Source organism: Streptomyces sp. (genome assembly GCF_035563135.1).
Taxonomy (GTDB): domain Bacteria; phylum Actinomycetota; class Actinomycetes; order Streptomycetales; family Streptomycetaceae; genus Streptomyces.
On sequence record NZ_DATMVN010000607.1, the window covers coordinates 1 to 7,253 of the forward strand.

Genomic DNA, 7,253 nt, shown 5'->3' on the forward strand with positions numbered 1-7,253 from the left:
TGAGGCACGCGCTGTTCCGGCTGGGCGCCCACCGCACGTACCGCGTCCTGTGGGCCGCGCAGCGGCTGCACGGCCGGCTCGGGCGCGCGGTCACGACGGCGCGCCGGGCGGTACGCGGGGCGGCGCTCCAGCTGCACTACCGCGTCCAGCTGCGGCTGCCCCTGCGGAGCGAGGACGCCGTGTTCACCGCCTACTGGCACCGCGGCTACACCTGTAGCCCCGCGGCGCTGGAGGCCACGGCCAGGGCTCTCGTCCCCGGGCTGCGCACGTCCTGGATCTGCCGCCCGGAGGACGCCCGCACGGTGCCGGACGCGACCCGTGTGCTGCACCCGGGGACGGCCGCGTACTGGACGGCTCTGGCACGCTCCAGGTATCTCGTGAACAACGTCAACTTCGACCGCAGGCTCGTGAAGAGACGCGGCCAGGTGCTGGTGCAGACCCACCACGGGACGCCTCTGAAGACCATGGGCACCGACCTCGTGCACCGCCCGGCCGCCGCGGGCTCCATGGATTTCGCGCAGCTGCTGCGCAACGTCGACAAGTGGGACTTCTCGCTCTCGGCCAACCAGCACTCCACCCTCGTGTGGGAGCGCACCTACCCGTCCGGCTACACGACGCTGGAGTACGGAAGCCCGCGCAACGACGTCTTCCACCACGCGGACCCCGGACAGGCCGCACGGCTGCGCGAGCGCCTGGGCGTCCCGGAGGGGAGCACCGCCCTGCTGTACGCGCCGACCCACCGTGACTACCTGCGCACCCAGCAGCAGTCCCTGGACCTGGAGAGGCTGGTCCGCGTCCTGGGGCCGCACTTCGTGATCCTGGCCCGCTCCCACTACCTGGACGCGACGGACCGGGCCACCGCCGGCCACACCCGGCACCCCCGGATCATCGACGTCAGCGCGTACCCGTCCGTCGAGGAGCTCTGTCTCGCCTCCGACGGGCTGATCACGGACTACTCCTCGCTGATGTTCGACTACGTCAACCTGGACCGGCCGGTCGTCCTGTACCTGGAGGACGCACAGGCCTACGAGGCGGCCCGCGGCACGTACTTCGATCCGGCGGCCTTCCCGCCCGGGGCGGTGGCCCGTGACCAGGACGAACTCCACGAGATCTTCGCCACCGACCACTGGCGCGGGCCCCGCTCCACGCAGCGCCGGGCGGCTTTCCGGGCCCGGTTCTGCCCGTACGACGACGGGCACGCGGCGGAGCGGGTGGTGCGCCGTGTCTTCCTGGACGACACCTCGGGCATGCCCCTGCCCGCCCCGCTGCCCGGCAGGGGGCGCACCGGGGTGCCGCGGCAGGTGCCGGTGCGGGAGTACACCAGCGGCTGAGGCCCCGGCCCCGGCAGGCGCGGGGGCCGGGCACAGGCCCGGCCCGGGGCCGTTCAGCGCTCCAGGAGGGCGAACAGCTCTTCCCAGCGGTCCATGATCTCCGCCTCGGAGAACCGCTGGACGTTGGTCCGCGCCCGGTCCCCCATCGCGTCCCGCAGCCGGGGGTTGCCGGTGAGCCGGAGCAGCCGGTCGGCGAGCGCGCCGATGTCGCCGGCGGGCGCGAGCAGCCCGTCCTCGCCGTGGCGCACGATCTCCCGTACCCCCGGCGCACAGTCGAACGCCGCACACGGGACCCCGCTCGCCATGGCCTCCAGCAGCGCGAGCGGAAAACCCTCGCCGCGTGAGGACTGCACGAAGACGGAGGACGCGGCGAGCGCCCCGGGGACGTCGTCCGTACGTCCCCGCCACTCCACCGAGGAGTCGAGCCCCAGGCCGGTGCACTGCGCCCTGAGGTCCGCCTCGTCCTCGCCCGTCCCGTACACGTCCAGCCGCCAGTCCGGGCGCAGCGGAGCCACCAGCGCCCAGGTGTCCAGGAGCATGTCGATGCCCTTCTGGTCGGTGAGCCGGCCGATGCTCGCGACCGACTTCTCACGGCGCGGGGACGGCACGCCGGGCAGCGCGGCCAGGGCGTTGGGCATGAAACCGACGTTGTTCATCCCGTCGGCCGCCCACTTGTCGGCGTCCTCCTCCGTGAGGACGAGCCAGCGCTCCAGCGACGGGTAGTGGTTCTTGATCCAGCGGTAGCGGTGGCTCGCCCGGGAGTAGTCGTAGGACTCATGGCTCATCCCGATGACCGGCAGGGCGCCGGTGTCCGCCTCGCCGACCCACTCCATGGCCCAGACCTGGCTGACGATCACCACCCCGCCGGGCCGGGCGGCCCGGAAGATCTCCGAGAGCCGTTCCACGGCGTGCCGCTTCCGGGCCACCCGGCCGGCCTCGGCGCGCCGGGCCGCGATCCGGAAGCGGTCCCTCAGCCCCTTGGCCGCCCAGGGCGTCGGAGGGTGCGACGGATACAGGGCGGTCACGGGGTGGCCGGGCGGATCGGGCAGGGCCATCTTCCGCTCGGCGGCGTGGATGCCGATGGTGTGGACCCGGTGTCCCGCCTCCTGGAAGAGGTGTGCGGTCCGGTGCGTCCAGGCGGTCACACCGCCGAGTTCGTCGGTGCTGTTGGAAATGATGAAGACGTCACGGCTGCGGCTCATCGGCCGGCCTCCCCGAGAGGGACGGTGCGGGACGGGGCGGTGCGGGACGGCACGGTGTGCCGGGCGAACACGGTGTCCACGACCTCCCGGGCCGCGTCCCCGCGTTCGTAGCCGCCGAACTCCGCGGCGAAGGCCGCGCGCGCCTCCTGGAAGCCGGTGTCCGCGGTCTTCAGCCGGGCCAGCACGGCGAACAGCTCCTCCTCGGTCGCCGTCACCGGTCCCGGCGCCTTCTCCCGCAGGTCGAAGTAACTGCCCCGCTCGGCGGCGTAGTCGTCGAGGTCGGGGGCGAACAGGACGATCGGGCGGTCCAGGAGCGCGTAGTCGAACATGATCGACGAGTAGTCGGTGACCAGGACGTCGGCGAGCGTGAGGAGTTCACTCACGTCGTGGTGGCGCGACACGTCCACGACCGTCCCCGGCGGGCAGACCGGCAGGCTCGCCGCCTCCAGGTAGTGCGCCCGCACCAGCAGCGTGTACGTGTCGCCGAACCGCTCCGCGAAGCGCGCCGCGTCCAGCAGGAGCCGCTGCCGCCTGCGCCTGCCCGGCCCGCCCCGGAAGGTCGGCGCGTACAGCACGGCCTTCCGGTGGTCGGGCAGACCGAGCTCGGCCGCGAGCGCCGGGCGGGGCAGCCTCCCCTCGGCCTCGTCCCGGGCCCGCGCGGCGAACAGGGCGTCGTTGCGGGGGTAACCGGTGCGCAGCAGCGTCCGCTCGGGCAGCCGGTAGGCACGGGCCAGCGTGCGCTCGTCGTGCTCGGACCGCACGAGGAAGTGGTCGAAGCGGTTCACGGCCTGCTGGAGCCGTGCACGCTGCGGGGCGTTCTGCATGCGCACCCGGGTCTCGTCGAAGCCCATGCGCTTGTACGCCGAACCGTGCCAGGTCTGCAGGTAGGTCGTGCCCGAGGGCTTGTCGAGGTGCTGCGGGAATCCCTGGTTGTCCACCCAGTACTCCGCACGGGCCAGGGCCCACAGGTAGCGCCAGGACCAGCGGCGCACGAGCCTGGCGTCCGGAGGGAAGCCCGCCGGGGAGTCGGCGTACGACCAGACGCAGCGCATCCTGAGCCCTCGGGCGCGCACCTCCTCGTGGACGGCCCGCGGGCTGTCGCCGTAGCAGGTGCCCATGTGGCTCTCGAAGACGACGGAACCCCTGCGCACGGGCAGCCGGAGCAGCCAGGAGCGGTAGACGGAGACCTTGAAGCCCCTGGCGTGCAGACGGTCCCGGCGCCTGCGCAGGGCCCGCAGCAGGAGCCTGGCCCGGCGGGCGGGGCGGAAGTGGGTGGCGTAGTGGACCAGCCGGCGGGCCGTGCGGGCCGGCCGGTGACGGGCTTCGAGCCGGAGCGCCAGATGGTCCCGGAGCGTGATGTAGGGCTGCCAGGTGTCCCCGGCCGCCCTGCCCAGCCGGGGCAGCGCGGGAGAACGGTCCGCCGGGCCGACGAGGTCGTGGGCGGCGAACAGATCGCTCACCGAGCGGGCCCGGCCGTCCTCCACCACCATCCGCGCGTCCCACACCGTGTCCCGGGGGCCGAGGGGGCGCAGCAGGCCGGTGAGGCCGACGCGGGCGGACCAGCTGATGCCGGTGGCGTCGGGCCGCAGCTCCCCGACCGGGGCCCGGAACGCGCGGGAACCGTCGCGTACGCGGAACTCCAGATGGGCCGTGAGGGGGCCGTCCGGGTCCGGTCCGGTGTGCCCGGGCAGGACGAGCCGGCCTTCGAGCAGGACCTCGCGGCCGTCGGCCTGGTAGCGGGTGAGCCGGTTCATCAGCTTCAGCTCGCCGAACGTGCGGTACTGGTGCCCGAGTCCGGTGACGTCCAGCACGGGGTCGGGGCCGCCCGGCCAGTACATCCGCCCGTCGTCCTCCAGGGTCAGGGGCGCGGCCACGGTGCCCCGTCTGCGCAGCGCGTACGCCGCCGTGAGCACCCCGTCGGCGTCGCCGCGCTCCAGCATCCGGACGCCGACGCGCTCGGCGGGCGGAAGGGTGAGCAGGGCCGCCTCCGGGACGCAGCCGGGCAGCACCCGGGCCGCCGTCGCCGCGATGCGTCCGCGTGCGGCGGCGGGCAGCTCGGGGAAGGTGCGCACCAGCGGCACGAGGTGGTCGAGCAGGAAGGCACGCTCCCGCTCCTCGCACAGCTCCGCCGGCCCCCGGGCCACCAGCACCTGGCACACGCGCCGGTGCGCCTCCACGAGCCCGGCGAGGTCCCGGCCGGCGTCGGGCACGGCACGCCCGGAGACGATCCGGCGGCGTACGAGCGCGATGCGGCCGACCACGGTCGCGGCCAGGAGGCCGAACAGGATCCCGCTGTGGGTGAGGTCCTCGTCGTAGCGCAGCGCTTGCCGCTCCACCGCCGCGCGGCGCAGGCAGAAGCCGGTCACCAGGGCGTCGCGCACCGCGAGTCCGGGTGCTTCGGTGAACCGGGCGACGGTGCGGGAGCGGAGGAACAGCGGGTGCTGCCAGGAGGGCTCCCGCTCCTTCGTGCCGTCCCCGGTGTACCGGCTCCAGCGCCCCGCGACCAGGTCGGCGCGGGTGCGCGCCCCTGCCTCCCAGAGGTTGCGGCACGCGTGCCGCTGGAGGCGCTCACCGGTGTCGAGCACGAGGAGGTACGTGCCCCGCGCCGCGTCCAGACCGGCGTTGCGCAGCGCGGCGACGGAGCTCTTGCCCGGGTCGAGCACACGGACGTGGCCCGGGGAGCGCCCGGCGAGCGTTCCCGCCGCCTTGCGCAGGGCGGCGGATGCTCCGGCGGGCAGGACGACGAGGGCCTCGACGGCGCGCAGGCTCTGGTCGAGCACGGACTCCACGGACGCCGTCAGCGCGTCCTCGCCGCCCTCCGCGGCGGTGACCACACAGCTGAAGTCGGGCGTGCTCATGCCCGTACCTCCTTCAGCATCCGGTCCGCGACCTGCGCGGCCGCCGTCCCGTCGTCGAGGTCGCAGAAGGCCTCGCGGAAGGCGGCGTAGGCCTCCTGGTGGCCCGCCGTCGCGGCCTCCGGGTCGCGCAGGGCCTCGACGACGGCGGCCGAGTCGGTGATCAGCGGGCCGGGCGCCCGGTTCTCGAAGTCGAAGCAGAAGCCGCGCAGGGTGTCGCGGTAGTGCTCCAGGTCGTAGGTGTGGAAGAGCATCGGCCGGCCCGTCTGCGCGAAGTCGAACATCAGGGACGAGTAGTCGGTGACCAGCACATCGCTGACCAGCATCAGCTCGGTGACATCGGGATGGCGCGACACGTCCCGGACGAAGTCGCTCTCCGGGACGCTCCCGCCGACCAGGTAGTGCCGGCGCACCAGCAGGACGTGGTCGTCGCCGAGCGCTCTCCGCGCCTGTTCGAGGTCCAGCCGGAGATCGAGTCCGTACCGCCCGCCCTGCTTGGGCCGGTCCTCGCGCCAGGTGGGGGCGTACAGGACGACCCGTTTCCCGTCGGGCACGCCGAGCGACCGCCGGACGGCGTCGGCGACCTTCGTCCGGTCGGCGGCGTACAGCAGGTCGTTGCGCGGGTAACCGCATTCGAGGACCTCGCCCGTGTGCCCGAACGCACGGCGCAGGACGGGCGTCGAGAAGCGGTTCGGCGAGACGAGCACGCTCCACTGGGCGGCACGCCGTGGCATGGACTCCATGTACGCGGTGTCCGCGAAAGCCGTTCCCTCCAGGTCACGGCCGATGCGCTTGAGCGGGGTGCCGTGCCAGGTCTGGACGACGAGCTGCCCCTCGGACCGCTCGAACCACTCGGGCAGCTGGGTGTTGGTGACGATCCACCGGCTGCGGGCCAGCGCGTCGTGCCATTCGGCGCTGTGCAGGGCCACGGCACGCACCCCTTCGGGCACCGCCGCCTGCTGGTCCCGCACCACCCACAGGTGCTCCACACCGGTGCCGCGCCGGGTCAGCTCCTCGTGGACGGCGCGGGGCGAGTCGGAGTACTGGCGGCCGTCGAAACTGGAGTACAGCACGGTGTCCCACAGCTCCCGGCCCCGCAGGCCCGCATACCGCTCGCGCAGCCGCCGCTGCCCGTAGGCCCCCCGGTCCTCCGGCGGCAGGGCACTGCCCGAGTGCAGGCAGAGCCGGTCGTGGAAGCGCCGCTCCAGGGTGAAGCGGCGCCCTCCCGATCCGTACCCCAGCGGCAGTCCGGCGTGCAGCTGGTGCACCACGCGCAGCGGCAGATAACGCTCCGGGTCCCTCTCGCCCCGCTCCCGGAGGAAGGGGTACCACCGGCCCTCGGCGAGCGGCAGCACCCCGCCCGGCCCGTCGACGGCCCCGGGGGACAGCTCCGTGCGGAAACCGGCGTCCGTGCGCTCCACCGCGAAGGTGTTCTCCTCCTGGTGGCCGCTGTGACGCAGGACGAGATCGACCGGGCGGCCGCCCAGGGCCGGGAAGGTCCCCTCCAGGACCAGGCCGGCGTCGTCGGTCCACGAGAGCCCGGTGACGACGGGCCGCACGTCCCGGTCGGTGAGCACCAGGTCCCCGGAAGGGTTGGCGGCGGCGTAGACCTCACGGCCGCCGGGCAGCGGATACCTCGCCGCGTCCGTCTCCGGACGGGCCGCGACCGTCAGCCGGCGCGCCCCGCAGGCCAGCTGGACACCCCAGTCGCCGTCGGAGCCCCGGAACGCCACCAGCGGCACCTCGGCGACGACGGTACGGCCGTCCGTGTCCTCGTCCGCCACCAGGGGGAACTCGTGGGTCTCCTTCGTCCGCCACTCCTGGATCCGCAGCGCCGTCGGCGTGTCCCCGCCCAGCACCCGCAC

At 74.0% G+C, this 7,253-nt stretch carries 4 protein-coding genes; 1 reads left to right on the forward strand and 3 read right to left on the reverse strand.

Features of this window, described 5'->3' with window-relative positions:
- On the forward strand, positions 1–1,331 hold a 1,331-nt coding region (locus tag VN520_RS27070; protein ID WP_325749570.1), incomplete at its 5' end, for a CDP-glycerol glycerophosphotransferase family protein.
- Positions 1,332–1,384: 53 nt separating this feature from the next.
- Here VN520_RS27070 and VN520_RS27075 read toward each other — a convergent pair.
- The 3 genes from VN520_RS27075 to VN520_RS27085 form a co-directional block, all read right to left on the reverse strand.
- Positions 1,385–2,533 (reverse strand): glycosyltransferase, encoded by a 1,149-nt coding sequence (locus VN520_RS27075; RefSeq protein ID WP_325749571.1) that lies wholly within the window; start codon positions 2,531–2,533, stop codon positions 1,385–1,387.
- Positions 2,530–5,391, reverse strand: coding sequence for a bifunctional glycosyltransferase/CDP-glycerol:glycerophosphate glycerophosphotransferase (locus tag VN520_RS27080; RefSeq protein WP_325749572.1), 2,862 nt, complete (start codon positions 5,389–5,391; stop codon positions 2,530–2,532). The genes VN520_RS27075 and VN520_RS27080 overlap by 4 nt, the downstream gene beginning before the upstream one ends.
- The coding region (locus VN520_RS27085; protein ID WP_325749573.1) for a CDP-glycerol glycerophosphotransferase family protein at positions 5,388–7,253 on the reverse strand (1,866 nt) is incomplete at its 5' end. The genes VN520_RS27080 and VN520_RS27085, both read right to left, overlap by 4 nt.